The sequence below is a fragment of the Peptoniphilus rachelemmaiella genome, from assembly GCF_943169845.1.
GTDB lineage: Bacteria > Bacillota > Clostridia > Tissierellales > Peptoniphilaceae > Aedoeadaptatus > Aedoeadaptatus rachelemmaiella.
Window position 1 is genome coordinate 55104 of record NZ_CALPBW010000004.1, and the last position, 26444, is coordinate 81547.

The following is a 26444-nucleotide window of genomic DNA, read 5'->3' on the forward strand; positions in this document are numbered from 1 at the left end:
TATGAGCCAACGATTAGACAAACAAATCGATTTTATTTACGCCCTGGAAAAGATGAAAAGCGTCTATCGCAGAACCCATCTTCTCCACGCCGATCGCTTTGAAAACGACGCGGAGCATAGCTTCCACATCGCCGCCATGGCCTTTATTTTAAAGGAATATGCGCCGGATGAGGTGGACATGGAGCGAGTGGTGTTTATGCTTTTGTTCCACGACGTGGTGGAAATCGAAGCGGGAGACACCTTCGCCTACGATACGGAAAACAACAAGACCAAGCGGGAAAGGGAAGTGCGTGCGGCGGAGCATTTGTACGGCATGCTTCCCGAAGAGCAGGGCAAAGAAATGCGGGCGTTGTGGGAAGAATTTGAAGCCCAAGAGACGCCGGAATCCCATTTCGCTTTGGCCATGGACCGAATCGAGCCCATTCTTCTCAATGCGGCCGGAGGCGGCGGCACCTGGACAAGCCATGGGATCAAGCAAAAAGATGTCTATGAACGCATCGAGCCGGTGCGGAAATTTCCGCCACTCTATGCCATGATAAAGGAAAAAGTAGACGCACATTTTGAAGGGAGAAGGAGCCGATGACGAAAATTCTACTGGTGGAAGATGAAGTATCCATTCGCAAGTTTATAAAAATTAATTTAGAGCGAGAAGGCTTTGAAGTCTACGAAGCGGGCAGCGGCGAAGAGGGCCTTGAAATTGCCGAAAGGGAAAAGCCCACCATCGTGCTTTTGGACATTATGCTCCCCGGCATCGACGGATTCGAAGTCTGCGATCGCCTGAGAAAGTCTTTCCCGCACCTGGGCATTATTATGCTTACGGCGAAGGCCGAGGATTACGACAAGATCATGGGCCTGCAAAGCGGCACCGACGACTACCTTACCAAGCCCTTTAACCCCACGGAGCTTACCCTGCGCATTAAATCCTTGGAGCGGCGCATCGGCAGCGAAAGCAAAGGGGAGAAAAAAGGCGAGCGTTTTTTGGAATCGGGCATATTTAAAGTGGATGTTTTCGGCCATAAATTTTACAAAAACGGCAATGAAATCGAGCTCACGCCGACGGAACACGAAATCGTGAAGTTCTTCATTACCCACGCCAATCGCGCTTTAAGTCGCGACGAGATTCTAAACGCCGTGTGGGGCGAAGAATTTTTAGGGGACAGTAAAATCGTGGACGTCAACATTCGTCGTCTGCGTTCGAAAGTGGAAGAAGACGCCGCCCACCCCGTTACCATCGAAACCGTATGGGGCGTGGGCTACCGCTGGAAAAACACGGCCGTCGACGCATGAAACATTCCATTCGAAAAACGGTGACGCGAAATTTCGTCGCCCTGATTCTTTTAACTGTGAGCCTCCTGGACCTGGCTTTGATTTTCGGCTTTCGCGAATACACCTACGGCGGGGTGAAATTTTACTTAAATCAACAATTAAACAGCGCCGTCTACACCTACGATCGTTACTTTAAAAGCCGCAGCATCGACGAACTTCTGGACAGCGACTACGATATGATCTTTAATCAATTTGGCGGCCAGGTGCAGATGATGGATAACGACGCCCAACTGGTCTACGATTCCATCGGCGCAATTAACGACCCTGTAAAAGATTATCCTGACGTCGCTCAGGCCCTTGCGGGAAAGGCCGGCTTTCGCATCGGCCCTGTGCCCTATTCCGACACGAAGGTACTGTCCGTCTCCCGCCCGATTTACTCCAACGACAACGACGTCATCGGCGTTTTGCGCTACTCCTCGTCATTGGCGCCGGCCATTCATTCGGTGTGGACGCTGATCCGGTATCTGATGATTTTAACGGCCTTTGTTATCGCCATCGCCGTGGTGGCGAGCCGCATGTTGGCGAAAAGCATTACAAGACCCATCGAAGAGATTCAGTCCACCGCCATTCAATTGGCCGACGGCCAGTACAAAAAGCATATCGTCATGAAGCGAGACGACGAATTGGGGCAATTGGCCCAATCCATTAACACGCTGGCCGCGGAAATCGTGCGAAAAGAACAGGTGAAAAACGACTTTATCTCCTCCATCTCCCACGAATTGCGCACGCCCCTTACCTCCATTAAAGGCTGGGCGGCGGTGCTCAAAGACACGGATCCGACGGAAACCGAGGTCATGAACGAAGGCTTCGATATTATCGAAAAAGAAACGGATCGACTGTCGAAAATGGTGGAAGAGCTCTTGGATTTTTCCAGATACATCTCCGGCAGAATCACATTGAAAAAAGACCGCTTCGACATTACCTCCACCTGCCAAGATGTGTGGAAGCAAATGAAGCCCAGGGCATCAAAAGAAGACATTCACTTAATTAACGAAATCAACGAAGAAGTGGTGCTTCTTACAGCCGATGAAGACCGGCTGCGGCAGGTGCTCATCAATCTCATCGACAACGCCATCAAATTCACCGATCCCGGCGGATGGGTGCTTTTTGAGGCGCGGAAAAACTACCCAAATTACGAAATGATCATCTCCGACAACGGCGTAGGCATGGACGAAAACGAATTGGCCTTGGCCAAGGAAAAATTTTACAAGGGCAAACACTCCAATTCCCACTCGGGGCTCGGCCTGTCCATTGCCGATGAAATCGTGAAACTCCACAACGGCGTCATTCAAATCGTATCGGAAAAAAGCGTGGGCACCACCATACGAATCATTATTCCCTTGGGAAGCGAGGCGGAGGCATGAAAAAATTAGTTCTCATCTTACTTCTGTTTTTAACGGCCTGCGGGCCCATGAAAGGCGATTACCGCATCATCGAAAAACCCGCCATCAATCGATCGCCCCTTCAGGGGCGCTGGGTGGTGACGAAGATTCAGGCCCTTACCGATGAGAGCGTCGATTTACGGCCCGTTATCGGATCCGATGCCATCTTCGCTCCCGACGGCGCCATCTTTAACGATCAACGCATCGATCATCCCACCTATGTCATTCGCAAAGGCAAGACTGACTATTTAATGAAAGTAGGGTATAATAAGACAAAAGACGACGTGGGTATCGCCGGGGACAATCTGTTTATCATCGATATATATCAAGATGAAGAAAAACTGTTTACCGTCTACCGCGAAAAAGACGATGTGGCCTACATTGACATTTACGGCAATCTCTTGCAACTGGTCAAGACCAAAGGCACCCTGGACGAGCGTCAATTACAAAATCTCATGGAACAGGCCGACCCGAAAAGGACGTATTATTCCCGGGTGCCCGGCAAGTAGGAGGATCATATGTTATCGAAAATCTCTGAAAGTTTAAACGGAAACTTACAGTATATAGGCATCTTGGTATTGGCGGTGATTATCGCTTTGATTCTTACCTTCGTCATTAACATGATGGGCAAGCAAATGAAATTTATGCGCTACTTACCCGGCTTGGCCCTGGTGTTTATCGGTATGTTTTCACTGATTATGGTACTGAACCGCCTCTTCGAGCGATCCAGCTTGATCAATATATTTATCTCCGTCGTATGCATTACGGCGGGCATTTGCTCTCTGCTTTTCGCCCTCTGCATCGGCATTTACAACAAAGACCGCTACGGGGACAATCAAAAAGATACCGAGTGGCGCCGGAGAGAAAACTAAAGAGAAGAAAATGAATTTGTCGCCACGGCGGCAAATTTTTTTATGCTAAACGCTCTAAGATTTTTGCTATAATAAGGCAAATGGACAAAAGCATGGTGCCCATCGTAAAAATTCCTTTTGGCTTTAAAATTACGGTATAAAACAATTGTGCTAAAGGGGGATTTAGTATATATTATTGAGTATAGTGGGGTGGATGTATGAACGTCGGCGGAACGGGCGAGGCGATTGCGGAGAAGTTTTTAGAAAAACAGGGCCACGAAATTTTGGAGCGAAATTTTCGTTTTAAGTATGGTGAAATCGATATCATCAGCTTTATTAAAGGCGTCGTGGTTTTTACCGAAGTGAAGACCCGGACCAATGTCTCCTACGGCGACCCGAAGGATGCCGTGGATATGTTTAAGCGCCGCCAGATCTATATGACCGCGGAGCACTACCTGGCGCACAGATCGCCTTTTTATCGGGCGGCTCGATTCGATGTCATCGAAGTGTTCTTGACGGAAAAACCGATGATTCATTACATAAAAAATGCCTTCGACGGAAATGACTTGGGGGAATAACATGTATGCGAGAGTGAAAACCTGCAGCTTAGAAGGATTAGACGGATTTGTCGTGGAAGTCGAATGCGATTTAAGTCGCGGGCTTCCGCGCTTTCTTATGGTGGGACTACCCGACGCACAAATTCGTGAATCCGGGGAAAGGGTTCATGCGGCCATTAAAAATATCGGCATGCCCTACCCACAACAGCGCATCACGGTGAATTTATCCCCCGCCAATCGACGTAAAGACGGCTCGCAAATGGATTTGGCCGTGGCCGTATCCATTTTGGCCGCCGAAGGGTTTGGCGATCCAAAGGTGATCGACGATTACATATTTTTAGGGGAGCTTCAGTTAAACGGCGAAATCTCCGCCATTCGCGGCGCCCTTCCCATGGTGATTTCGCTGAGAGAATTGGGCTACAAAAAGTTCATCGTCCCCAAGGCCAATGAAAACGAAACGGCCATTGTTCGCGATGTAAGCATTTATCCCGCTTCCAATTTAAAAGAAGTGGTTTCCCTTCTCACCGGCGAATCCACCATCGAAGAAGCCATTGTGGAAAACCCGATGGATCACATGAAGTCATTTGATGTGGACTTTGCCGATATTAAGGGCCAAAGTCAATTAAAGCGGGCCCTGGAAGTGGCGGCGGCAGGGGCCCATAATCTTTTAATGATCGGCCCGCCGGGCAGCGGAAAGAGCATGAGCGCCAAGCGGTTGCCCACGATTTTGCCCCGCATGGCCTTTGAAGAGGCCATCGAAGTGACAAAGATCTATTCCGTCTCCGGTCTTTTGACGGAAAATAGGCTGATGACGGAACGGCCTTTTCGCTCGCCCCACCATACGGCATCCGGCGTATCCTTAATCGGCGGCGGCCGCATCCCGAAGCCGGGCGAAATTTCCTTGGCCCATCGTGGCGTCTTGTTCCTCGATGAAATTCCGGAATTTCAATCCAGCGTATTGGAAGTGCTGCGCCAACCCATGGAAGACGGGAAGATCCACGTGGCGCGGGCTACGGCAAGCTTGGAATTTCCGGCGGATTTTCAGCTTATCGCCTCCATGAACCCGTGTCCCTGCGGCTACTATCAAGATCCCAATCACGAATGTAGTTGCAGCATGCAGCAGATTCAAAAGTATTTGGGGAAGATTTCCCATCCCCTTTTGGATCGCATCGATTTGCAGGTGGAAGTGAAGCCCATTAGTTACGAAGATATGAAGGAAACAGTAAAGGGCGAAGATTCGAAAACGGTGCGGGAGCGGGTGGAACGGGCCCGCGGCTATCAAAAAGCCCGCTTCGAAGGCACGGGGATTATGACCAATGCGGATATTCCCGATCGCGATGTGGAAAAATACTGTCAATTGTCTCCGAGCTCGCAAAAGCTTTTGGACATGGCGTACAAAAAATATAAATTCAGCGGACGGTCCCTACATAAAGTGCTGAAGGTGGCCCGTACCATTGCCGATTTACGAGACGGCGGGCCCATTACGGATCAGGACGTTTTGGAAGCTGTGCGCTATAAATCTGTGGAGGGAAAATATTGGTCGGAATAAGAGAAGATTTACGCGCCCTGTTCGTCCAATTGTCCCTCGCCGGCATGCCCAACGCTGAAATGATGGAACTTTACGGCTACATGACGGAAGAGGAAGGGCAATTGTCCCTTTTTGAAGACGATCGGATTCCCGAAAAGTTAAAGACCCGCACGGAGATGTTTTTGAAGCGGGATTTGAGCAAGCGGAAAAAGGTGTTGGAAACCCAGTGCATTCAGACATTGGTGGTAGGCGACGATTTTTATCCGGAAAAGCTGGCCCTGACGCCGGATCCGCCCATGGTCATCTACGCTTTAGGCAATGTGGAATTAATGGCGAAACCGGCTCTTTCAGTCGTTGGCGCGAGAAAACACACGGATTACGGCCAACGGGTCTGCAAAAAATTCGTCTCACAACTGGCATCTTCGGGTCTCGTCATCATTAGCGGCTTGGCTCTCGGCATCGACAAGCTCGCCCATCAGGCCACGTTGGACGTCGGTGGTGAAACCATTGCCGTCTTAGGAAACGGCATCGGCGACTGTTATCCGAGGAGCAACCGCGCTTGTTACGAAGCCATTCAATCGACCGGGCTGATTTTAAGCGAGTACCCGCCCTACACATCGCCGCAGCCATTTCGCTTCCCCGAGCGAAATCGCATCATCGCGGCATTAGGCGACGGGGTCTTGGTGGTGGAAGCCAAGGAAAAAAGCGGCTCATTGATTACCGCCCGTTTGGCGGCGGAATACGGCCGAGAGGTTTTTGCCGTGTGCGGCAATGTGGATTCCATTTACAGTCAAGGCACCAATCGGCTGATTTTCGACGGGGCCTCCATCGCCCTTTCGCCGGAAGACATATTGAATCATCCCGTGTATCAGATAAAAAAGAAGGAAACTTCGGCGGATCTTTCTCAACTCTCTTTGGAAGAAAAAACATTGTATGATAGTATAAAGGACGGCCATCAAAATACAGAGGCCCTCATGGAGCATATCGGTTGGGATATTACCGACGTGTTAAGCGTATTGACTATGCTGGAACTAAAAAATCTTATTACAGGTGTGGACAGCAACTGTATTGAAATACTATAACGCTGGAAAGGATATGGGATAAATTGGCAAGGAATCTGATTATCGTGGAGTCGCCCACAAAGGCTAAGACCATCCGCAAAATGGCGGGCAGCCATTATAAAGTCGTGGCCACAGTGGGGCATATTCGCGATTTGCCTAAGTCGAAGCTAGGCATCGATATAGAAGACAATTATCAACCGAAGTACATTAATATTCGGGGCAAGGGCCCGGTCATTAAAGAGCTGAAGGCGGAAGCGAAAAAAGCAAATAAAGTCCTTCTCGCAACCGACCCGGATAGGGAAGGGGAAGCCATTAGTTGGCACTTGACCCATATTTTGGACATGGACCCCAAGGACAATGTACGGATATCGTTTAACGAAATTACGAAAAATGCCGTAAAAAACGGGATTAAGAATCCCAGGCCCATTAATATGGAGCTGGTGGATGCCCAACAGGCGCGGCGGATTTTGGACCGCCTTGTGGGATATAAAATCAGCCCCCTTTTGTGGAAGAAGGTCAAGTCCGGACTCAGCGCCGGGCGGGTGCAATCGGTGGTTTTAAAGATTATTTGCGATCGTGAAGAAGAGATCAACGAATTTGAACCTTCGGAATACTGGACCATCGTTGCCAAAGCCCTGAAAAACCGAAAAACCTTCGAGGCGAAGTATTTCGGCACCCTCGTCGACGGGGAAGTTCAATCGGTGACATTAAATACCAAAGCCGATGTGGATGCCGTGATGAAGCGCATGGACGAGAAGGAATTGGTGGTCTCAGACATTCAAAAGGGATCGAGAAAGCGCCGCACCTCGGCGCCCTTTACCACCTCCACCATGCAACAGGAGGCAAATAAGCGCCTGAATTTCACCACAAGAAAGACCATGCAGGTGGCGCAAAAGCTTTATGAAGGGATCACCATCCCGGGGGAAGGCTCCGTGGGTTTGATTACTTACATGCGTACCGACTCCACGCGGATTTCCGAACAGGCCGTGGATCAAACGAAGGCCCACATTTTACAGGCCTATGGTGAAAAGTACAGCGCGCCCTCGACTTGGTCGAAGAAAAAAGAAAACACACAGGATGCCCACGAGTGTATTCGCCCGGCGGATGTGAACCGAACGCCCTTGAGCTTAAAAGACAGCCTGGGCCGCGACGAGTTTCGCCTCTATCAATTGATCTGGTCTCGTTTTGTGGCCTCGCAAATGACGGCGGCTCTTTACGATACGCAAAAAGTTAAGCTTGCGAGTCGCACGGAAATGTTCCAAGTCAACGGCAATACCCTGGTCTTCGACGGTTTCTTAAGGGTCTTTCCCTCGAAGGAGCAAAAAGACAAGGAAATTTCCGCCTTTGAAGTGGGGGAACATTTAAAAGTTAAGGAGATTTTGCCGGAACAACACTTTACCCAGCCGCCGGCCCGTTACAATGAAGCGTCTCTGATTAAACTTTTGGAAGAGCTGGGCATCGGTCGCCCCAGTACCTATGCGCCGATTATTAACACCTTGCTTTCCCGCTACTATGTGGTCAGCGAGGAGCGGCGCTTCGTGCCCACGGAGCTCGGTGAAACGGTAAATGATCTCTTGACGGATTACTTCCCCTCCTTCGTCGACGAAGATTTCACGGCGAAAATGGAACACAGTTTGGATGCCGTGGCCGACGGGGAGCTTGCCTGGCAAAAGGCCGTGGATCCCGTCTATAAGCAATTGGCCCAATACCTGGAGCGGGCAGAAAAAGAAATCGAGAAAGTTGAAATTCGCGACGAGCCCACCGATGTTATCTGCGAAAAATGCGGACGCAACATGGTGATCAAAATGGGGCGCTACGGCAAATTTCTCGCCTGTCCCGGTTTTCCCGAATGCCGCAACACCAAAGCCTTGGTTGAAAAAATCGGCGTCAAGTGTCCGAAATGCGGCGAAGGTGAAATCGTCATTAAAAGAAGCAAACGGGGACGGAAATTTTTCGGTTGCGACAAGTATCCCGATTGCGATTTCGTTTCGTGGGATGAGCCCATCGACGAGCGTTGCCCGAAATGCGGCGACATTTTGACGAAAAAGGCGACAAAGCGGGGCACGCGCATCCAGTGCCATAATCCGGATTGCGATTACACGCGCACGGATGTGGACAAATCGAAAGAATCCCAGTAAAGACGGGCAGCTCATGGCCCGCAGTATTTGGAGGCAGTGATGGATAAGAAATTTCCCTTTTCCACAACGAAAGACAAAGCCCCTCGAAAGAGTCAGGATACTGTTTCGACGGGCCTTGTCAGTGCCGTCCGATTAAGCGAAACAATTTTAAACGATGCCGCCGAAGCGCGCTGTTCCGACGTGCATATTGAACCTGCCGGTGAAGACTGGCGTGTTCGAATGCGGCGAAACGGCACGCTTTTTTTGTACGGCACCTATCCGAAGCGGTTGTATTCGGAATTTGTGACGCGAATAAAATTTCTCTCGTCAATGGATATCGGCGAAAAAAGAAAGCCGCAAGATGGGCGCTTTACTTTTCAATACGGCGGTCGCGACGTGGATGTGCGGGCTTCGGCCATTCCCGTGAAAGGCGAGGAAAAGCTGGTCCTTCGCTTATTGGACCGAAGGGGCTTAAACTATACGCCTCAAGGTATCGGCCTGGACGGTGAAAATTTGGCTTTAGTGGAAAAATTATTGCGTCAGCCCTTGGGCTTGGTTTTGATCTGCGGCCCCACGGGCTCCGGGAAGACCTCCACCCTCTATACCTTTATTCAACTCTTAAACAGCGTGGAGCGCAACATTCTCACCATTGAAGACCCTGTGGAATTTGCCATCGACGGGATCAATCAAATGCAGGTGAATCCCAAGGCGAACATTACCTTTTCGACGGGGCTTGAAGCCATGTTGCGTCAGGATCCGGAAGTCATGATGGTGGGGGAAATCCGCTCCATGGAAACAGCGGAGATCGCCTTAAGGTCTTCTATAACCGGCCACTTGATTTTTTCCACCCTACATACCACAGACTCGCCCTCGGCCATGATTCGCCTCATGGACATGGGCATCGAGCCCTACATGTTGTCGGCGGGCATCATTGGCGTGATCTCTCAACGCCTTGTGCGAAAGCTTTGCGATCACTGCAAGAGAGAAGTTGTACGAAAAGACGATTACTTCCATATCGACGGGCCGACTTATGAAGCGGTGGGCTGTGAACATTGCTACGACGGCTACACCGGTCGAGAAGCTGTCTTTGAAATTATGGTCATGGATGAAAGGATGCGGAATCTGATTAAGCCGGGCGTCAGCTTGGATGTTTTGCGTGCTGCGGCCGCGGCCTCGGGGATGATTCCTTTAAAGGATGCCCTGCGAGAGAAGATTCTTGCGGGCACCATTAGCCTTGAGGAAGGTTATCGCACCATTATGACCCTGTAGGTGAGCCATGAAGTTTAAATATAAAATTATTGACAGAGAATCAAACCTGCTGACCGACGAAATGGAGGCCGAAAATTTACAGGCGGCGCGGGAAAAGCTTCATCATGCAGGCTATCGCATCGTCTCCCTGGAACGGGCGGGCGATAAGATTCAGCTCATTAAGTCCAGATCGACGATCCCGAAAGGGCAATTGGCCCTTCTGTTTTCCCAACTGGCCCTAATGTCTTCAGGCGGTTTGGATTTGGTTACGGTCATGGAATTAATGGCGCGAGAATCCAAAGGCCTTCGAAAGAAAAAGCTGGATTTCATCGTGGAATCCGTGAGACAGGGGAAGTTGCTATCCGAGGCATTTGATGAAGCCGACTGTTTTCCTCAATTTGTTCCGGGCATGATCAAAAGCGGCGAGTCGGCCGGCACTTTAGGCGATATCTTCCATCAATTGGCGGTTTTTTTCGACGAGGAACAACAAATGCACAGAAAGCTTGCCAATGCCCTGGCCTATCCCATTATCCTCATGATTACGTCTCTTTTTGTCTTACAGGTGGTGCTCCATTCGGTGCTTCCTGTATTTACCGACGTCTTCGAGTCCCAACAAGTGCCCCTGCCCCTCATGACTCGCATGCTCATGGCCATTGCCGATCACGTCAATCGTTTCGGCATGATCTATCTTGCGGCGCTGCTTATCCTAGTTTTGGTGATTCTGCTTTTAAAGAATCATCCGAAAACCGCCGAAGGTTTTTATCGCCGGTGGTATCATCTGCCCATTGGTGCGCCATTTTACCGTGACCCCTTTGAGTTGAGGCAACTGAGAACCATGAAGATGCAAATGGACAATGGGGTGGATCTGTTGCGGATTATGGAGAATTTAAACGAAGGGGCGGAAAATCCCTATATTAAGAGAAAAGCGTCGGAGATGATTCAGGGCCTCATGAAAGGTGAGGCGTTGTCCGCAGCCATGGAGGAAAGCGAGCTATTTAAGGCGCAAAACTGCTCCTTCGTCGCCTTAGGTGAAGCCTCTTCCGCCGTAAGCGAGATGCTTGCCGTGGCCATTCACTTGGAGGAAGGACGCCAAAAAAATCGTGCCGAGCGCATCAGCATCTATATGGAACCGGCCTTGATTCTTCTCATGGCCATCGTCGTCGGATTTATTATTTTTTCCATCGCCATTCCCATGTTTGATATGGTAAACAGTTTTTAGGAGGAAATTATGAAAAAGAAAAAGGGGTTTACCCTCATCGAGCTTATTATTGTCATCGCTATTTTGGCCCTGCTTATCGCCATCGCCATTCCACGGTATCAACGGTCAAATTTAAGTGCCCAAGTCACGGCCCATAATGCCAATGTACGGGTCATCAAAAATGCGGCCATTCTTTATTCTATGGATCATCCTGAAGAAACGGCAATCGATATGAGCAAGATCAAACCTTATCTGGAATCCGAAGAAGTCCCGAAGCCGGCGAAGGCATTAAAGGTACCTAATTTCACCGTAACGATGGACAAAGGGAACGTGATCGTCTCACCCGGCATGGTAAAAATAGATAAAGATAATAACTTGGTGCCTGATACGGCGAAGTCCGATCAAGCGAAACAAAAATGATACTGATCTATTCGGCCGCCTTTTTTCTCGCCGCTTCCATTGTCTCCTTTTTCAATCTTTACGATGACAGGCGCCGGCGCGGCGAAAATTGGATCAAGGGAAGAAGCCGCTGCGAATCCTGCGGCCACACCATACCCTGGCTTTATTTAATTCCCGTTATCGGCTACGGCCTCTGTCGGGGAAGATGTACTTGCGGCGTAAAAATTGCCCCTTTCCATCCGCTGAGCGAGGGGATCGGGGGTGCGCTTGTCGTCTTTTTCATGCACCACATGGGGGTGGCGACAGATTCTATTTCATTTGTCGTCGCCCTATTTGCCATGTACCTTTTGGCGCTGGAAGACATTCGTCACCGGGATGTGTTTACAAAAGACCTCGTTGCCTGCGGCATGATTTTTGTTTCGGTTCTGATTTTCAACGGATCCATTTATCCCTTAAGCGGCGCATTTATGCTTTGCCTCATAGGGGCTCTTTATTTTCTTTTTCCCAAGGCGGTGGGGGAGGGGGACATCTATTACGCCGCCATGCTCGCCTCGGGCATCCAAGGAATTTGGAGAAGCTATTTATTTTTTACCGCAAGCTTCGTCTCAGCCGCCCTCATCGGCGGCGGACTCTATTTTTTAAATATCTGCAGGCAAAAGGCCGTGCCCATGTTTCCCTTTTTCCTATGGGCTTTTTTACTTGTCGTACTGTTTTTGTAAAGAAAAAACTTTAAATTACATAAAAATTACGCATTCGTGGGATATAATGCCGTTAGGAGGGCGAAATGAATTTATTTAATAAGCGCGAAACGATAATTTACTTCGAAGATCGACGCTGCTATATAGCAAATTTAGACGAAAACAAAACAATAAGCGAGCTTCATTCTTTTGACATTCCGATGAATGTCGTAAGCAATGGCGAGATTTTAGACAGTGCACAATTACATTATCTCTTAAAAAAGACCTTGGAAGAAAATGAGCTGACCAAGAGCCACGCTTTGTTTGTCATTAATTCCGATTTGGCAGTTAATCGCACCATGCACGTGCCGTCGATGACGGACAAGGAAAGGGCGTCGCTCATCGAGAACGAATGCCCGTCTCTTTTTCCCCAGGATTTAGAGGAATACGCCTTGGACTCGGTGGATTTAAAAACCGACGATGACATCCATCATTTACTGATTACCATATGTCCCGACGAAATCCTGGACAGCTACAGGGATTTGGCGAAAAAATGCGAGATTAAGCTTCGTGGCATCATTCCCTTTTCCACCCTTTGTTTGGAATACGCCCATTGGTTAGGCGGTGCAAGGGTGAATTTTATCGGCACCGGTCATTTGGGCTTTTATTACGGCCATGAAAATCGCTTCTTTGACCGCACGGAGATCAATGATTCCGTCTTGGATTTCATGAACAGAAATGAATTGGAAGCGGAAGATGTTTTGCGGATTAACGACGATCATTTTGACGAGCGCATGAGCGATGTGGATCCCGCCACCATCAAGAGAGAAATGCAATCGGCCTATTACGAAGCCTTGGGCCATGTAGAACACATGGGCGGTGATTTCGCTCTGGAGGATAGGCAATTAATTGCAGGTTCCTTTGTAGAAAGCGGCCTTTTCGGCGAGCTCATGGACGAAGAAGTCTATAAGCCCTTGGCTTTAAGTGATCTCTTCACCGCTGCAGCGGAACACGACGATGTCACCGCCCTGTTTGCAAAAGGCAATCGCAAAGGAGGTATCGACAAAAATTACTATCTGCCCATTGGAGCCGTTGTGGCGGCCTTTGCCATTCTCATCGGATCCTTCGCCTACGGTGAAAAAATAAAACAACAAAACCGCGATCTCATCGTCAAGACCCACGAACAGGAAATGGCGCAAGAGGACTCGAATACCTCCGATGACAGCAGTGGGGCACAAGTGAGCGCCGACATTGCCGATGCCATTACGAAAGTGAAATCTTCGGCCCCCGACACCTTGACGGTAACGGGAATAGACTATCAAGGCGGCACCTTATCCATTCGCGGGGAAACGAAAGATGCCGAGGTGGTAAAAACCTGGTGTAGTCAATTGGAAGATGTTTTGAAAGTGAAAGTTGAAGAAGAGCCCACGGCAACGGTGGCCGATGTGGTTTACTTCCAATTAACGGCTCACTTAACCGGCGAGGATACAAGCGACGATGCTTCCGCATCCGGCGAAACCGAAGGGGCTACAAACGCCACGGAAAGCGACAACGCAGCCAACACCACCACTGGCAACGGCGCCAGCATATAGGAGTCATTCATGAAAGTTTACAAGGATGTAGGAAAACTATCCAACGAAGAATTAGATGCATTGATTCTTTCTAAAATAAAATCGAAGCGAAAAGAAGTCCTGGGTGCCTCTTCCATCGGCGAAGACACGGCCATGCTGGACTTCGGCGGAGATTTAATCGTCTTAAGCAGCGATCCCATTACCGGTGCGGCGGAAAACTTAGGTGCACTGGCCATTCATATCAGCGTCAACGATGTGGCCACGAAATCCGCCGATGCCGTAGGGGTTTTGCTCACGCTGCTTCTTCCCGTCAACACCACGTCGGAAGACATTGAAACCATTATGGCCGATGCGCAAAAGGCCGCCGATGCAGTCAATATGGATATTATTGGCGGCCACACGGAGATTACCGACACGGTGTCAAAACCCATTATGATTTCCACCGTCGTCGGGCGCGTCAGCAAAGACAAAGTGCCCGATCCGTCGAAAGTGCGTATCGGCGATGTGGTAGCCATGAGCAAGTATGCCGGGCTGGAAGGCACGGCGATCATCACCACGGATTGTGCCGACGCCCTGAAAGACATCGGTGAGGCGCTGCTTCGAGAAGGGCAGGGGCTGGTGGATCAACTCAGTGTTCAGGCGGAAGGCGAAGTGGCAGCGGATTTTTCCATTCGCGCCATGCACGATGTCACTGAAGGCGGGGTAGAAGGTGCGATTTGGGAAATGGCACAGGCCCTGAAGGTGGGCATGGCCATCGACAAAGAAGCGATTCCCGTATTAGAATCCACAAAAGCCGTGGCCAAAAAGGCCGAAGTGGATTTGTACCGGCTTATTTCCAGCGGATCCATGTTGGTTGTCTTAGCCAAAGACGACTTTGAAGCCATGGAAAAGAAATTGCATGATCGAGGCATTTTATTTACGAAAATCGGCGAAGTCACGGAAGGTGACAGAGTGGTTTATAAAAACAGCCGCGGAGGCGAAGAAGAAATTGCCGCACCCGGGCCCGATGCCCTTTACGGCGCCTTGGTAAAATTACAGTAAAATTACAAAGACGCTGGAGCGTTTGACTTTTAAGAGGTCGGGAACCATAATATTAGTGACAAAGTGTTACCAATTTGAAGGAGGTTCCCTTGAAACGTTTATTACAAAGTTTCGCCCTATGCTTTTCATTCCTTTTCATACTTACAGGTTATTCGGAAGCGGCCGGCGCGACGATGCGCGTAAAGACCAACGGAAGTAATCGAAATGTCAGTGTCGCCAATGTAAAAGTAAATGGCTTTGACTTATACAGTGACTATAAACCCTATGTGGACAACGGCCGCACCTTCGTTCCCATTCGAGAACTCACGGAGCTTATGGGCGCCAATGTCGCATGGAATCAAAAGACCCAATCGGTAAGCATCTCCATGATGGACAAAGACGTGAAGCTGAAGATTAACAGCTCCGTCGTCTATGTGAACGGAAAGAAAATGCGAATCGACGCGGCCTCCGTTCCCAGATTGACCCAATACGTGGCTCAAAACAACGACAGCAAGACCATGGTACCCCTTCGTTTTTTGTCGGAGTCCTTGGGATTCAGTGTGAAATGGGAACAAGATAAGCGACTGGCCATGATCGACAACGGCCTGGCACGGGCACCGCAACCCTCGGAAAAGGCAAAGCCTGTTCAAGAAGCGAAAAAGCCCGCGGAAAAAACGAAAGCGCCCATGCCTTTACCGAAAGTCAATGAAGCGAAGCCCCAGCCCATGGAGCCGGGTCAAAAGAAAAACCTGACCATCGTTTTAGACCCCGGTCACGGCGGTAAAGATTCCGGTGCCGTCGCCGAAGATAAAACCACGGAAAAATCACTGACACTTCGCTTGGCACCCAGAGTAGAAGCCATGCTTAGGGCGAAAGGTTATAATGTCATTATGACCCGCACCACCGATGAATTTATCGCATTAAGTGAGCGGGCGGACATTGCCAATCGTAACAATGCGGATCTGTTCGTGAGCATGCATTTTAACTCTGCAGGCGGCCCTTCGGCCTACGGTATCGAAGTGCTTTATGCATCGGAAAATGATGTCGCGCTGAAAAAAGATTGCGGCGATCAAACGAAACTGGCTAGAGAAATTTTAAACGCCGTGCTGAAGGAAACCGGTGCAAACAGTCGCGGCATTAAAAATCGTCCCGAACTGGCCGTGCTTCGTCGCACGAATATGACAGCCTGCTTAATCGAAGGCGGTTTTATGTCCAATCCCGACGAGCTCGAACAAATAAAAAGCGACAGCTATTTGGACAAATTGGCCAATGGCATCGTCAAGGGAATCGAAAACTACAATCGCAAATACATGTAAGGAAGGCGGGAGCCTTCCTTTTTTAAAGGAGAACGCATGAACATCATCCTATCCACAGACAACGCACACAAGCTAAAAGAAATCCGCGAATTGGTCGACGGGAAGTTTCGCGTTTTAACAAAGACCGAGGCCGGGTACGGCGACATTCATCCCGTGGAAGACGGCGATACCCTGGAAGTCAATGCCATGAAAAAAATTGAGCCCTTGGAAGGTGAAATCGTCATTGGCGACGACACGGGCCTATTCGTGAGCGCTCTTCAAGGGCGCCCCGGCGTCTATTCCGCCCGCTACGCCGGTGAAGAGGGAAATGACGAAAAAAATCGCGAGAAACTCTTGCGGGAAATGGAAGGAAAAATCGATCGCAGCGCTTATTTTAAAACCGTTATCGCCGTAAAAAGAGGCGATGAAATCTATACGGTGGAAGGAATCTGTCCGGGACATATTACCGAGTCGCCTCGAGGCGAGGGCGGATTCGGCTACGATCCCCTCTTTATTCCCGAAGGTTACGACAAAACCTTCGCCGAAATGACCGACGACGAGAAGAATGCCGTCAGTCACCGCGGTCGGGCTTTGCGGGCATTTGTCGAATCCTTAAAAAGCTAAAAAATATTTGACATGGATATAAAATGATGTTAATATATATCCATCGTCAAATTTTGTGGTGGGTATGGCCTAGTCGGTTAAGGCGCCAGATTGTGGTCCTGGAGATCGTGGGTTCGATTCCCACTATCCACCCCATAATCCTTCGGGATTTCAACTCGCATTGCGAGTATGCGGGAATGGCGGAATTGGCAGACGCGCTAGACTTAGGATCTAGTGTCAACGACGTGGGGGTTCAAGTCCTCTTTCCCGCACCATTTAGACTTCCCATATCGAGTTCATCGGGACTCGATGGCGGGATGTCCTATTGACGAGATTAACCTTACAGCTTTCAGTTGTAGGGTTATTTTTTTGCGAAAAATACATATTCGTCCAAATAGTTGAATGACGGGAAGGGTTTATATTACAATAGGTTGGATCGAACAGAGCAATTATTTAGATTGATATAAAGGGGAATTCTATGAAAATAGCATTTGATTGTCAGGGCGGCGATCACGCGCCTCAGGCGATTGTAGAAGGTGCACTGAAGGCGAAGGACGTCTTAGGTATTGAACCGGTATTTTTCGGCGACAAAACGCTTTTAGCGTCCTTCGAAGGCGTGGACGAAGACCATATTGTCCATTGCGCCTCGGCCATTGAGCAGGAAGACAGTCCGGCCTTGGCCATTCGCAAAAAGAAAGACAGCGCCGTCGTTCAGGGGCTGGCTGCATTAAAAGAAGGACTGGTTGACGGCATGATCAGCGCAGGCAGCACTGGCGCTTTATTGGCTGGCGGTATGTTTATCGTGAAGCGCAAAGAAGGCGTGGAACGGGCGGCCCTTCCTGTTTACTTGGAGATCAGCGGCCAAAAGAAATTGATTTTAGACGTAGGTGCCAATATGGATGCCACACCGGAGATGCTTTTGAGCTTTGCAAAAATGGGCCAAAGCTATTTGCAGGATGCGGAAGGCGTGGAAGCGCCGACGGTGGCTTTATTAAACGTGGGTACGGAAGAAGGCAAGGGCAATCAACAGGTGAAGGCGGCCTATGAATTAATGGCCCAAGAGCTGGAGCACTTCGCCGGGAACATGGAGGCCCGTGACGTTTTGTTTAATAATGTCAATGTCATTGTAGCCGACGGATTTGCCGGAAATATTTTGCTGAAGACCATCGAGGGCACGGTAGGCTACATTCAACGGACCATGGTTTCTTTGGCGAAGGGAAGTGAAAAGGGCGGCGAGCTCAAGATGCTTGCAAAGAAAATTTTAAGTGATCTGGACTACAGCCGCTACGGCGGCGTGCCCCTATTGGGCTTGGAAAAACCTGTGTTTAAAGCACACGGTGCATCCAATGCCGAGGCCATTTTATCGGCGACGGAGGCATTGGTACGCATGGTAGGCGGAGAAGAAAATAGTGAAGGAGACGTACGATGAGAGAAAGAATTTTAGAAATTATTGCCGAGCAAGTGAATCGTCCCGTGGAGGATTTGGATCCTTCCTTGGATTTTATCGACGACTTAAATATGGACTCCATCGAGTTGGTGGAGACGATTATGACCGTTGAAGATGAATTCGATATTGAAATTGACGAAGATCGCCTGGAAAAAGTCCGCACCATCGGCGATGTCTTGGATTTGTTGGAGGAGTTTGATCTGGATTGACGTCCTTTCACGAATTGGAGGCGCGAATCGGCATTCGATTTAAGCATCCGCGTCTGTTGATCGAGGCTTTTTCTCATAAGACCTATAGCAAAGAGAGAAACACACCATCCTACGAGCGTTTGGAATTTTTAGGCGACAGTCTGCTGAATTTTATCGTCGGCGATTATCTTTTTGCGCAATCAGATCAAGAAGAGGGCGCGCTGACAAAAATGCGGGCAGACTTGGTTTGCGAAGGATCATTAAAAGCGGCGGCAGAAGCGCTGGGCTTAGGGGAATTTCTGCTCATGGGTGAGGAGCTGAAAAAGGACGAAAAGTTTAACGTCCACAGCGACGACTTATATGAAGCCCTCGTCGGTGCTATTTACCTCGACGACGGCTTGGATGCGGCCCGCGCTTTTGTGGAAGACACCCTATTAAACCGCCACATAGGCCCGAAAGTCGATTACAAATCCCGTCTGCAGGAAGCGGTTCAAAAGAAGTATCGAAAAAACGGCGTGACTTATGAGTTAAAAGAAATCGATCCATCGGCACTGGGCGATGAAGATCGCTTTGAAGCTACGGTATTTGTTTTAGACAGGGCCCTTGCCACCGGACGTGGCCGTAATAAAAAGACGGCGGAGAGCCATGCGGCGAAAGAGGCACTGAGAAAGATGAATCATGGCGAAGTGTAAGATAATTCCGATATTCATTCCCTTTGCCGGATGCCCGGTGAAGTGCATCTACTGCGATCAAAATCAAATCACCGGGGCGGCGGGTGCGATCACGGAAGATGACGTGCGCCGTGAAGTCGCCGAGGGGCTGGAGAAAAACAGTTCTACGCCGATGGAGGTGGCTTTTTACGGCGGCACCTTCACCATGCTAAGTGTGGAAAAACAAACGTCCCTTCTGCGTGGCGTGCGACCCTTTTTACAATCAGGGGAAGTTTCCGGCATACGTCTGTCTACGCGGCCGGAGAAATTATTCGCGGAGGACTTTTCGCGCCTGAAATCTGCCGGCGTCAACACCGTGGAATTCGGCATACAGTCGGTGGACGACGAGGTATTAAGTGCGTCCAATCGAGGCGTCGCGTTGGCGGAGATGGACCGCACCGTCACCCTGGCAAAAGGGGCGGGATTGAAGGTGGGCCTGCAACAAATGATCGGTCTTCCGGAAGATTCTTTGGAAAAAGACATAATGACGGCCCGCTGGATCGCATCGCGAGGCGATTTCACGCGGATCTATCCCACCGTGGTCTTTCAAAACACGGTCCTTTATGCCCTGTACAAAGAAGGCAAATACAAGCCTCTATCTTTAAAAGAGGCCATCGACACCGTGGCGCAGCTTTTGGATCTATACGACGCCGCGAAAATAACGGTGATACGTGCCGGCCTGCCGCAAATGGCGCGCAGTAGCTATGTAGCGGGGCCGTATCACGATAATTTCAGGGAATTTGCCGAATCCCATCGACGGTTGGCGAAGATTTTCAGGACGTATAAGACCGTGGCGTCTGTAGAAGGAAGCCCAAAGGCCATTAATTATTTGGTGGGCCCCTTCGGCTACGGAAGAAAACAACTGGAGGCCGTGTACGGGCCAGTCACTTTTCGAAGTATAAAAGGGCAGGCGGAAGAACTTCAGATCAAGGGAGAGGAATATACCCATGCATTTAATTGAAATGGAGCTTTACGGCTTTAAATCTTTTGCCAAGCGAACGCGAATTCGCTTTTCCGAAGACATTACGGCCATTGTCGGCCCAAACGGCAGCGGCAAGAGCAATATCGTCGACGGCATTATGTGGGCTTTGGGCGAATCCAGTGTAAAACAACTTCGCGGAAATAAAATGGAAGATGTTATTTTCAGCGGCACCGATCGCCATCAAGGCGTGAATTTTGCGGAAGTCGTTCTCACATTCGATAACAAGGACGGCTTTTTTGATTTGCCCTACGAAGAGCTTTCCGTCTCCAGAAAATATTTCCGCTCCGGCGAAAGCCAATACACCATTAATAAAAAGCGGGTGCGGCAAAAAGACATACGGGAAATTTTTCTCGACACGGGTATCGGAAAGAACGGCTATTCCTTTATCGGCCAAGGCCAGATCGAAGAGATTTTAAGTACGCGGCCTCAAGACCGCAGGAATGCCTTCGAAGAAGCGGCCGGCATCAGCAAATTCAAATTACGCAAAGAAGAAACCCTGCGAAATCTAAATAAAACCACGGATCACATTGAGCGTATCGACGATATTTTTTCCGAACTGAAGAGTCGCACCGGCGAAATGGAGGAGAAGCGGGAAAAGGCCCTGCGCCTCAATGAATTGGACGGGGAAAAGAAAAAATACAGCTTTGCCCTGCTGAGTCGGGAAGTGGCCTCGGCAAAGGAAAAGCAAGAAAAGATTCGGGCGCGCTACAAGGAATCGGAAGCTGCGTGGCAGGAAGAAAAAGAAGCGAACCGCTTGCTCGAGGCGGCGATTCAAGAAAAAGAATTGAAAATTGAATCCGACGGCGACAGCGAAGGCGCCTTAAACGACGAAATCCTGGCCCTCATTCGTGACAAGGAACAGGCGTTGGGGGATCTGCGCTCGAAAACGGAACGCAGCGATTACTTAAATAAAGAGAAAGCACAAAAAGAAGCTGTCGCCGAAAAACTGCGGGAAGAACTGGAAGAAATGGCCCGCGTCGCCGAAAAGCAAGAAAAAGATGTCCTCGGCCTGAAAGAGGGCGTTGATAAAAAAGCCGCCGCCCTTGAATCGATGAATGAAGCGTACGAGCGTCTTCGGGAAAAGGTGGCCGTGGTGGATTCAGGAGAAAAATCCCGCCGCGAAGCGCTGGAACAATTGGCCGATCAACGTCACTCTCTGGAATCGCGTCTGCAGGCTTTGGATTACCTTTTAAAGGAACGTACCGAGCGTTTGTCTCAGTTAAAAAAGCGACGAGAGGAATGGCAAGGGGAAAGAGACACCCTCCTGGAAAGCGTCGAGGAATACAAAGAAAAAACGGAAGGTTTAACGAAGGCATCGGAGGATTTAGAAGTTGGCCTTAAAGATAAACAGAAACGCCAGGCCGAAATAAAAATACAAATCGACGGATGGGATAGTAAAATCAAGAGCCTGAGCATGAGTGCCGAAGGCATTGAGCGTGAAAAACGGTACTTAGAGCGTCTTCGCGACAATCACGAAGGCTTTCAACATGGCGTGAAGCAGTTTTTAAAAGCCGCCCACACAGAATCTTTTTATGCAGATGTCATCGGCCCTGTGGCGGAGCATCTTCATGTAGAGGAGGCCGACGCCCTGGCCATCTCCACCGCCTTAGGCTACGGCGGTCAAAACATTATTTTAAAAGACGACCGCAAAATCAGCGCCGTTTTGTCGTACTTAAAGAGCAGGAAAATGGGTCGCTTAACCTTCCTTCCCCTGAACAGCCTAACCCCGCGGCCCTTGCCCGATGATTTAGAACGACAAACGAGGGTATCTTTTCGCGTCGCATCGAGCTGCGTCAGCTGCTCAGGGGATTTGCGCCCTGTTGCCGACTTTCTTTTGGGGCGCATCCTCTTAGTCGAAACGGTGGCTGAGGCAAAGGAACTGGCGAAGGATTTGAAACACCGCTATCGCATCGTCACCAAAGGCGGCGATGTCTTTCAGGTCGGCGGTGCCATTACCGGCGGCCAGGCGAAAAGCGGGTCCACGGAGCTCTATACGAGAGACAGCGAAATAGCCAAGAAAGCGGCGGAGCTCGCTTCAGTTTCGAAACAGCTGAAGGATGCGAAAATAGAATTAGAGGCCCTGCTTCGCGATTACAGCGACGGCGAAGCGGAAGGAAAGGCCCTGGCGGAGGCGTGGGAGAAGAAAAAAGAAAGCTGCCGCAAGGCGGAAGAACAACTTTACCGCCTTCGCTCCACCCTGGAGCAAAGTGAGGCGCAGCTCGCTTCTTTAGATGGAGAGATTCAAAAAGAATCGGACGCCATGGGCCGCGACGAAGACGAACGAGGGGCGCAGGAAAAGGCGTTGGATGAGATCGACGAATCGCAAAAGCAGTTGGCATTAAATGACGACGACGATAGCGGCCACTGGCACCGAAGCCTCGATGAAAAGCGGGAAGAATTAAATAGAGAGAAAATCGAAAATCAAAAAATCATTTCCGCCTACAGAGAGCAAAACCTGCGTTACGAACAGCTTCTGAGGGACATAGAAGGGGCGAAAGAACGCCTTCAAGCCACGGAAGACGAGGCACAGGCCATGGCCGATGAAATGGAAAAGTTGAAGGCCCATGTAGACGAAGCGCAACCGAAACAAGCCGCCATGGAAGAGCGGGTGGTGGTGCTTCAGGAAGCCCTGTCTGCGCTGAAAGAACAGGTATCCGCCGAGCGACAAAAGCTTCGGGAAGAAAAATCGGCTCTGGAAGAAAAGAAAGAGCGCGCCTTTTCCTTGGAGAAGGATTTGGTTCGCCTACAAAATCAATTGGAAGAAGCGGATCGCGCCGCCGTTATTTTCACCGACGCCTTGGAGCAAAGCGAAAATCCCGGTGACATCGATGACCTTTTGAGTTTATCCATCAGCGCCCTCAGGAATAAAGAAAGCGCCATTGAACGAGAAATGCTTCAAATCGGACCGGTTGACGGAGACGCTTTGGAGCAATACGGTCTTTGGAAAGAGCGCGTAGACTTTTTATCCGAGCAGCGGGAAGACCTGGTGCTTTCCAAAGAAAAACTGGAAAAAATGATCAAGCGCCTGGACAAAGATATGCGCAAGCAATTGGAAGAAGCCCTTATTTTAATTAATGGCTACTTTAACGATATTTTCCGCGAACTTTTCCAAGGCGGAAAAGCCTCCCTTGCCTGGGACGAGGGGGACATTTTAGAGGCGGGAATTTTAATTTCCGCCCAACCGCCGGGCAAAAAGCTTCAATCCCTTTCATTATTATCCGGCGGCGAGCGATCCATGACGGCGGTGGCCCTTTTATTTGCGCTTCTGCGTATGCGCCAGTCACCGTTTTGCATTGTCGATGAGATCGACGCAGCCTTAGACGACGCCAATATCCGTCGTTATTCCAATTACGTGAAACAAATCGAAGATATGCAATTTATCATGATTACCCACCGGAAGCAGACCATGGAAATGGCCAACGAGATTTACGGTGTGACCATGGAAGAGAAGGGAATTTCCCGCTTGTTATTTTTAGAATTAGAGGAGGTCGAGTCCCATGTTGGAGTGGATCAAACGAAAGATCGGTATACAGGAAACCAATGAAGAAACGGAAGAAAAACAAGACATAGATACCGCCGTAGCTGAAGAGGCCGAAGAGGCTCAGGATGAGGCGGCTGAAAATGTTCAAGAGGCGGCAGACAGTGTCGAAGAGGCTGCGGACAACGAAGCGGCGGATCTTATAAAGCACAAGGCCTACGATTTTTCCAATGCGGCGGATGAGGAAGCTGGTAATGTAGAGCCTGCCGAAGAATCGGATGAGGCGCCGACAGAAGGTATGCCTGAGGAAGAGCCTGAAGAGGAAGAGCCGATAGAAGAAACGATCCTTCCTGAAGAAGAATATGACGTCGTAGCAGCCGAAACGGATTCGACGGCAGAACCTGAAACAGACGCTGAAGAAGATCGCATGGAAGCATCGGAAGCGTCCCCCGAAAACGGTGTGGATGAGGATAAAGCAGAAGATGTCGTTGCCGCAGAATCTGAAGCCTCCTCGGAGGAAGTTTCAGAACCTGAGGATGCGGAACCCGCGGAAGAGGCATCTGAAGCGCCTGAGGAAAAAGTCGGCTGGTTTGCGCGGCTAAAACAAGGCCTTGAAAAAACCCGCGACGACATGAACTATAAAATCAATGACATACTGGGCAATTATGTCAAAATTGACGACGACATGATGGAAGACTTGGAAGATCTTTTAATCTCTTCGGACATGGGCATGGAAACCACCATGACCTTAATCGACCGCTTAAAAGACAGCATTCGAGAAAAACAAATCCAAGACCCGAAAGAAGTAAAAGGCCTGCTGGCGGAAGAAATCCGCGCCATTTTAGAAGGCGATCCGGAAAAAAATCGCTTAAAAGTGGATCCCTCACCTGCCATCATCTTAATCGTCGGTGTCAATGGCGTCGGCAAAACCACGACCATCGGCAAACTCGCCTACCGCTTTAAGAGCGAGGGAAAATCCGTTTTAATTGCAGCGGCCGATACATTCCGTGCGGCCGCCATCGAACAAATTGAAACCTGGGGCGAACGCTCAGGCACGCCGGTCATCAGCCATAAAGAGGGTGCCGACCCTGCGGCGGTGGTTTACGATGCCATTCAGGCGCAAAAATCCCGAAACATCGATGTATTAATTTGCGACACGGCGGGACGTCTTCACAATAAAAAGAATTTAATGAACGAGCTGGAGAAAATTCATCGCATCATCGAAAAAGAAGCGCCGGATGCGCAAAAAGAATCCCTCTTGGTTCTCGACGCTACCACCGGACAAAATGCCATTCTCCAGGCCAAGACCTTTAACGAAGTCACCGATCTCAGCGGCCTGATTCTCACAAAACTTGACGGCACGGCGAAAGGCGGCGTGGTCCTGCCTTTGGTGAAGGAACTGGAAATTCCCATTAAACTCATCGGCGTCGGCGAAGGCATGCTGGATCTGCAGGACTTCTCCGGAAAAGATTTTGCGAATGCGTTGATAAATGCGGAATAATATGTATCTTTTCAACTAACTATTGCAATTTCTTAATGAAAGTTGGATAATAGAGAAAAGAAATTATACCAACGCGCGATAGGAGGAGGTATTTATGAAAATTACACGTCCCGCTTGGCTGGAAATTGATCTCGATCAAGTAAAGAAAAACATGCAGGAAATTCAGCGGCATTTGAAGGAAGGGACCGAAGTAATATCCATTGTTAAAGCAGATGCCTATTCCTTCGGCGCCATAGAAGTGGCAAAGACCATGAAAGAATGCGGCGTAACACATTTTGCCGTCGCCTCCGGAAACGAAGGGATCGCCCTGCGCCGTGCTTTGCCTAAAGTAGAAATTTTAGTTTTAGGTTATACGCCGGAAGAAGTTTCCGATATGATGATCGAAAATTCCATCGACATGGCCCTGTATCGCCTGGATGTCGCCGAAAAGCTGAACGCCTTGGCCGGCCGCATGGGCAAAAAAGCCGGCGTACACATTGCCATCGACTCGGGGATGAACCGTATCGGCTTTAAACCGACAGAAGAAAGCGTCGATATCATCGAAAAGATTGTTCGTATGGACAATATCGAAGTGAAAGGCATGTTTACACACTTTGCCCTCGCCGATGAAGACCGCGACTTTACCTTAAAACAATACGAACGCTACGACTGGGTTTACCAACAATTGAAAAAACGTGGCATCACGCTAAATCGCCACGTCGCCAATTCCCACGCGTTAATGAATTTTAGGGAATTCGACTTAGAATATGTTCGTCCCGGTATCATTCAATACGGTACGAGAGAAGGCGATCCCGGCGGAAGAGATTTTGACGTTCGCTTTGTTGCACAATTAAAAGCCGAAATCGGTCACGTCAAAACCGTCGGAGCCGGCGAAGGCGTCAGCTACGGTCAAATATACGTCACCGAAGGGGAAACCAAAATTGCCACGATTCCCATCGGCTATGCCGACGGCATGGAACGCAGTATGTCTGAAAAATTCGATGTTCTTGTTGGTGGCAAGCGCTGCCCGCAAATCGGCCGCATTTGTATGGACCAAATGATGATCGATGCAACAGGCGTCGATTGCAAAGTAGGCGATGAAGTCGTTATTATCGGCAGACAAGGCAATGAAGAAATCACCATCGAAGAAATCGCCAAGGCCAACAACGAAATCCCCACCTCCTTCGTCACCCACTTTAAACAACGGTTGCCGAAGGTATATATGAAAGGCGGCGTTCGCTACAAGACAGTCGATGAAATTTTAGACATTGAATATTGACAATCGCCGCAAGGGATAGTATAATCCACAGGGTCAAGGAATTTACC

General features: G+C 49.6%; 24 protein-coding genes and 2 tRNA genes. All 26 read left to right on the top strand.

Going from position 1 to position 26444, the window contains the following annotated elements; genetic code table 11:
- Nucleotide 1 precedes the first annotated feature (1 nt).
- The 26 genes from KO087_RS02500 to alr all read left to right on the top strand — a co-directional run bounded on the left by KO087_RS02500 (nt 2) and on the right by alr (nt 26397).
- The gene (locus KO087_RS02500) at nt 2-583 is read left to right on the top strand and encodes an HD domain-containing protein (protein WP_215507389.1); all 582 of its coding nucleotides are present in this window, start codon (nt 2-4) and stop codon (nt 581-583) included.
- Complete coding sequence (locus KO087_RS02505; protein ID WP_215507391.1) at nt 580-1287, top strand: response regulator transcription factor; 708 nt, start codon at nt 580-582, stop codon at nt 1285-1287. Before KO087_RS02500 ends, KO087_RS02505 begins: the two co-directional genes overlap by 4 nt.
- Entirely contained in the window at nt 1284-2690 is a 1407-nt protein-coding gene (locus KO087_RS02510) for a sensor histidine kinase (RefSeq protein WP_215507393.1), read from the top strand. The genes KO087_RS02505 and KO087_RS02510 overlap by 4 nt, the downstream gene beginning before the upstream one ends.
- Nucleotides 2687-3217: a hypothetical protein gene (locus KO087_RS02515; protein ID WP_215507395.1), complete on the top strand. Its 531-nt coding sequence runs from the start codon at nt 2687-2689 to the stop codon at nt 3215-3217. The genes KO087_RS02510 and KO087_RS02515 overlap by 4 nt, the downstream gene beginning before the upstream one ends.
- Before the next feature lie 9 nt (nt 3218-3226).
- Nucleotides 3227-3580, top strand: coding sequence for a cytochrome C biosynthesis protein (locus tag KO087_RS02520; RefSeq protein WP_215507397.1), 354 nt, complete (start codon nt 3227-3229; stop codon nt 3578-3580).
- A gap of 197 nt (nt 3581-3777) precedes the next feature.
- Nucleotides 3778-4137: a YraN family protein gene (locus KO087_RS02525; RefSeq protein ID WP_215507398.1), complete on the top strand. Its 360-nt coding sequence runs from the start codon at nt 3778-3780 to the stop codon at nt 4135-4137.
- Between the two features lies 1 nt (nt 4138).
- Nucleotides 4139-5665 (top strand): YifB family Mg chelatase-like AAA ATPase, encoded by a 1527-nt coding sequence (locus tag KO087_RS02530; protein ID WP_215507400.1) that lies wholly within the window; start codon nt 4139-4141, stop codon nt 5663-5665.
- Nucleotides 5653-6726 (top strand): DNA-processing protein DprA, encoded by a 1074-nt coding sequence (gene dprA / locus KO087_RS02535; protein WP_215507402.1) that lies wholly within the window; start codon nt 5653-5655, stop codon nt 6724-6726. Before KO087_RS02530 ends, dprA begins: the two co-directional genes overlap by 13 nt.
- 23 nt (nt 6727-6749) lie before the next feature.
- The gene (gene topA / locus KO087_RS02540) at nt 6750-8843 is read left to right on the top strand and encodes a type I DNA topoisomerase (protein ID WP_215507404.1); all 2094 of its coding nucleotides are present in this window, start codon (nt 6750-6752) and stop codon (nt 8841-8843) included.
- Between the two features lie 39 nt (nt 8844-8882).
- A complete protein-coding gene (locus tag KO087_RS02545) occupies nt 8883-10091 on the top strand; it encodes a GspE/PulE family protein (RefSeq protein ID WP_215507406.1) in 1209 nt (402 codons plus the stop codon).
- A gap of 7 nt (nt 10092-10098) precedes the next feature.
- Nucleotides 10099-11289, top strand: coding sequence for a type II secretion system F family protein (locus tag KO087_RS02550; protein WP_215507408.1), 1191 nt, complete (start codon nt 10099-10101; stop codon nt 11287-11289).
- A 9-nt stretch (nt 11290-11298) separates the two neighbouring features.
- Entirely contained in the window at nt 11299-11688 is a 390-nt protein-coding gene (locus KO087_RS09535) for a prepilin-type N-terminal cleavage/methylation domain-containing protein (RefSeq protein WP_215507410.1), read from the top strand.
- On the top strand, nt 11685-12386 hold the full coding sequence (locus KO087_RS02560) for a prepilin peptidase (protein WP_215507413.1): 702 nt from the start codon (nt 11685-11687) through the stop codon (nt 12384-12386). Before KO087_RS09535 ends, KO087_RS02560 begins: the two co-directional genes overlap by 4 nt.
- 65 nt (nt 12387-12451) lie before the next feature.
- Nucleotides 12452-13936 carry a type IV pilus biogenesis protein PilM gene (locus KO087_RS02565; RefSeq protein ID WP_215507415.1) on the top strand — a complete coding sequence of 495 codons (1485 nt, stop codon included), beginning with the start codon at nt 12452-12454 and terminating at the stop codon, nt 13934-13936.
- Between the two features lie 9 nt (nt 13937-13945).
- Nucleotides 13946-14956 (top strand): AIR synthase family protein, encoded by a 1011-nt coding sequence (locus KO087_RS02570; RefSeq protein ID WP_215507417.1) that lies wholly within the window; start codon nt 13946-13948, stop codon nt 14954-14956.
- Between the two features lie 89 nt (nt 14957-15045).
- Nucleotides 15046-16251 (top strand): N-acetylmuramoyl-L-alanine amidase, encoded by a 1206-nt coding sequence (locus KO087_RS02575; RefSeq protein WP_215507418.1) that lies wholly within the window; start codon nt 15046-15048, stop codon nt 16249-16251.
- A gap of 36 nt (nt 16252-16287) precedes the next feature.
- Nucleotides 16288-16854: an RdgB/HAM1 family non-canonical purine NTP pyrophosphatase gene (gene rdgB / locus KO087_RS02580; RefSeq protein WP_215507420.1), complete on the top strand. Its 567-nt coding sequence runs from the start codon at nt 16288-16290 to the stop codon at nt 16852-16854.
- A 58-nt stretch (nt 16855-16912) separates the two neighbouring features.
- Nucleotides 16913-16989: transfer RNA gene (locus tag KO087_RS02585), tRNA-His, on the top strand.
- Nucleotides 16990-17024: 35 nt separating this feature from the next.
- Nucleotides 17025-17108 (top strand) — tRNA-Leu (locus KO087_RS02590).
- Between the two features lie 203 nt (nt 17109-17311).
- Complete coding sequence (gene plsX, locus KO087_RS02595) at nt 17312-18262, top strand: phosphate acyltransferase PlsX (RefSeq protein ID WP_215507422.1); 951 nt, start codon at nt 17312-17314, stop codon at nt 18260-18262.
- Complete coding sequence (locus tag KO087_RS02600) at nt 18259-18489, top strand: acyl carrier protein (RefSeq protein WP_215507424.1); 231 nt, start codon at nt 18259-18261, stop codon at nt 18487-18489. The genes plsX and KO087_RS02600 overlap by 4 nt, the downstream gene beginning before the upstream one ends.
- On the top strand, nt 18486-19160 hold the full coding sequence (rnc, locus tag KO087_RS02605; protein ID WP_215507426.1) for a ribonuclease III: 675 nt from the start codon (nt 18486-18488) through the stop codon (nt 19158-19160). Before KO087_RS02600 ends, rnc begins: the two co-directional genes overlap by 4 nt.
- Entirely contained in the window at nt 19147-20139 is a 993-nt protein-coding gene (locus KO087_RS02610; protein WP_215507428.1) for an elongator complex protein 3, read from the top strand. The genes rnc and KO087_RS02610 overlap by 14 nt, the downstream gene beginning before the upstream one ends.
- Nucleotides 20126-23704 (top strand): chromosome segregation protein SMC, encoded by a 3579-nt coding sequence (gene smc / locus KO087_RS02615; RefSeq protein WP_215507430.1) that lies wholly within the window; start codon nt 20126-20128, stop codon nt 23702-23704. The genes KO087_RS02610 and smc overlap by 14 nt, the downstream gene beginning before the upstream one ends.
- A complete protein-coding gene (ftsY, locus tag KO087_RS02620; protein ID WP_215507433.1) occupies nt 23658-25139 on the top strand; it encodes a signal recognition particle-docking protein FtsY in 1482 nt (493 codons plus the stop codon). The genes smc and ftsY overlap by 47 nt, the downstream gene beginning before the upstream one ends.
- 94 nt (nt 25140-25233) lie before the next feature.
- Nucleotides 25234-26397 carry an alanine racemase gene (alr, locus tag KO087_RS02625; protein ID WP_215507435.1) on the top strand — a complete coding sequence of 388 codons (1164 nt, stop codon included), beginning with the start codon at nt 25234-25236 and terminating at the stop codon, nt 26395-26397.
- The last annotated feature ends 47 nt before the right edge of the window (nt 26398-26444 follow it).

What these genes read in the sequence shown, in the direction of transcription:
- KO087_RS02500 (WP_215507389.1), top strand. Translation starts at nt 2, where the DNA reads ATGAGCCAACGATTAGACAAACAAATCGATTTTATTTACGCCCTGGAA.
- KO087_RS02505 (WP_215507391.1), top strand. Translation starts at nt 580, where the DNA reads ATGACGAAAATTCTACTGGTGGAAGATGAAGTATCCATTCGCAAGTTT.
- KO087_RS02510 (WP_215507393.1), top strand. Translation starts at nt 1,284, where the DNA reads ATGAAACATTCCATTCGAAAAACGGTGACGCGAAATTTCGTCGCCCTG.
- KO087_RS02515 (WP_215507395.1), top strand. Translation starts at nt 2,687, where the DNA reads ATGAAAAAATTAGTTCTCATCTTACTTCTGTTTTTAACGGCCTGCGGG.
- KO087_RS02520 (WP_215507397.1), top strand. Translation starts at nt 3,227, where the DNA reads ATGTTATCGAAAATCTCTGAAAGTTTAAACGGAAACTTACAGTATATA.
- KO087_RS02525 (WP_215507398.1), top strand. Translation starts at nt 3,778, where the DNA reads ATGAACGTCGGCGGAACGGGCGAGGCGATTGCGGAGAAGTTTTTAGAA.
- KO087_RS02530 (WP_215507400.1), top strand. Translation starts at nt 4,139, where the DNA reads ATGTATGCGAGAGTGAAAACCTGCAGCTTAGAAGGATTAGACGGATTT.
- KO087_RS02545 (WP_215507406.1), top strand. Translation starts at nt 8,883, where the DNA reads ATGGATAAGAAATTTCCCTTTTCCACAACGAAAGACAAAGCCCCTCGA.
- KO087_RS02550 (WP_215507408.1), top strand. Translation starts at nt 10,099, where the DNA reads ATGAAGTTTAAATATAAAATTATTGACAGAGAATCAAACCTGCTGACC.
- KO087_RS09535 (WP_215507410.1), top strand. Translation starts at nt 11,299, where the DNA reads ATGAAAAAGAAAAAGGGGTTTACCCTCATCGAGCTTATTATTGTCATC.
- KO087_RS02560 (WP_215507413.1), top strand. Translation starts at nt 11,685, where the DNA reads ATGATACTGATCTATTCGGCCGCCTTTTTTCTCGCCGCTTCCATTGTC.
- KO087_RS02565 (WP_215507415.1), top strand. Translation starts at nt 12,452, where the DNA reads ATGAATTTATTTAATAAGCGCGAAACGATAATTTACTTCGAAGATCGA.
- KO087_RS02570 (WP_215507417.1), top strand. Translation starts at nt 13,946, where the DNA reads ATGAAAGTTTACAAGGATGTAGGAAAACTATCCAACGAAGAATTAGAT.
- rdgB (WP_215507420.1), top strand. Translation starts at nt 16,288, where the DNA reads ATGAACATCATCCTATCCACAGACAACGCACACAAGCTAAAAGAAATC.
- plsX (WP_215507422.1), top strand. Translation starts at nt 17,312, where the DNA reads ATGAAAATAGCATTTGATTGTCAGGGCGGCGATCACGCGCCTCAGGCG.
- KO087_RS02600 (WP_215507424.1), top strand. Translation starts at nt 18,259, where the DNA reads ATGAGAGAAAGAATTTTAGAAATTATTGCCGAGCAAGTGAATCGTCCC.
- KO087_RS02610 (WP_215507428.1), top strand. Translation starts at nt 19,147, where the DNA reads ATGGCGAAGTGTAAGATAATTCCGATATTCATTCCCTTTGCCGGATGC.
- smc (WP_215507430.1), top strand. Translation starts at nt 20,126, where the DNA reads ATGCATTTAATTGAAATGGAGCTTTACGGCTTTAAATCTTTTGCCAAG.
- ftsY (WP_215507433.1), top strand. Translation starts at nt 23,658, where the DNA reads ATGTTGGAGTGGATCAAACGAAAGATCGGTATACAGGAAACCAATGAA.
- alr (WP_215507435.1), top strand. Translation starts at nt 25,234, where the DNA reads ATGAAAATTACACGTCCCGCTTGGCTGGAAATTGATCTCGATCAAGTA.